1 protein-coding gene is annotated in these 1,604 nt (G+C 68.6%); it reads right to left on the bottom strand.

Going from position 1 to position 1,604, the window contains the following annotated elements; all coding sequences use genetic code 11:
• Positions 1 to 34: 34 nt before the first annotated feature.
• Positions 35 to 1,604, bottom strand: a 1,570-nt coding sequence (locus ACIHCM_RS37485; RefSeq protein WP_399906540.1) for a 2-oxoacid:acceptor oxidoreductase subunit alpha, incomplete at its 5' end; no start/stop codon positions are given.

The following is a 1,604-nucleotide window of genomic DNA, read 5'->3' as shown; positions in this document are numbered from 1 at the left end:
CGCGTCGATCGTGGCCGTGCCTTCCAGGGACGTCTCAGCCATCGATGGCCTCCTTCAGCGCCGTGGCGAGTTGTTCGGCCTTGAACGGCATGCCGTTGACCTGGGTGTAGGAGCGGGCGTCGACGAGGTACTTGGCCCGGATCAGCGTGGCGAGCTGGCCGAGGTTCATCTCGGGGATCACGACCGTGTCGTAGCGGGTCAGGACGGCGCCGAGGTTGGCGGGGAAGGGGTTGAGGTGCCGCAGATGGGCCTGCGCGACGCTGCCGCCCTCCCTGCGCACCCGCCGCACGGCCGCGGTGATCGGCCCGTACGTCGATCCCCAGCCCAGGACCAGGACCCTCGCCCCGGAAGGGTCGTCGACCTCGACGTCGGGGACGTCGATGTTGTCGATCTTCGCCTGGCGGGTGCGGACCATGAAGTCGTGGTTGGCCGGGTCGTAGGAGATGTTCCCGGTGCCGTCCTGCTTCTCGATACCGCCGATACGGTGCTCCAGACCCGGCGTGCCCGGGATCGCCCACGGCCGGGCCAGGGTCAGCGGGTCCCGCTTGTAGGGCCAGAACGTGCGCGTGCCGTCGTCCAGGGTGTGGTTCGGGCCCTGCGCGAACTGCACCGTCAGATCCGGCAGCTCCTCCACCTCCGGGATCCGCCACGGCTCCGAACCGTTGGCGAGATAGCCGTCGGACAGCACGAACACCGGAGTGCGGTACGTCAGCGCGATCCGCGCCGCCTCCAGAGCGGCGTCGAAACAGCCCGCCGGCGTGGCCGGCGCCACGACCGGCACCGGCGCCTCACCGTTGCGCCCGAACATCGCCTGCAGCAGATCGGCCTGCTCGGTCTTGGTCGGCAGACCCGTCGACGGGCCGCCCCGCTGGATGTCCACCACCAGCAGCGGCAGCTCCAGCGACACCGCCAGCCCGATCGTCTCGCTCTTCAGCGCCACCCCCGGCCCCGACGTCGTCGTCACCGCCAGCGCACCACCGAACGCCGCCCCCAGCGCCGCCCCGATCCCCGCGATCTCGTCCTCGGCCTGGAACGTGCGCACCCCGAAATTCTTGTGCCGGCTCAGCTCGTGCAGGATGTCCGAGGCCGGAGTGATCGGATACGAGCCCAGGAACAACGGCAGATCCGCCTGCCTGCCCGCCGCGATCAGACCGTAGGACAGCGCCAGATTCCCCGAGATGTTGCGGTAGGTGCCCACCGGGAACGCCTTCGCCGCCGGCTCCACCTCGTAGGAGACCGCGAAATCCTCCGTCGTCTCCCCGAAGTTCCAGCCCGCCCGGAACGCCGCGATGTTCGCCGCCGCGATGTCCGGCTTCTTCGCGAACTTCGACTGCAGGAACTTCTCCGTGCCCTCCGTCGGCCGGTGATACATCCACGACAGCAGACCCAGCGCGAACATGTTCTTGCTCCGCTCGGCCTCCTTACGGGACAGATCGAAGTCCTTCAGCGCCTGCACCGTCAACGTCGTCAACGGCACCGGATGCAGCTGATACCCGTCGAGCGACCCGTCCTCCAGCGGATTGGTGTCGTACCCGACCTTCTGCATCGCCCGCTTGGTGAACTCGTCCGTGTTGACGATGACCTCCGCACCCCGCGGCAGATCA

Origin of the sequence: Streptomyces sp. NPDC052023 (genome assembly GCF_044548465.1) — a bacterium.
Taxonomy (GTDB): domain Bacteria; phylum Actinomycetota; class Actinomycetes; order Streptomycetales; family Streptomycetaceae; genus Streptomyces.
Note: the sequence above shows the minus strand (reverse complement) of the source record. Positions and strands in the feature narration are given on the sequence as shown.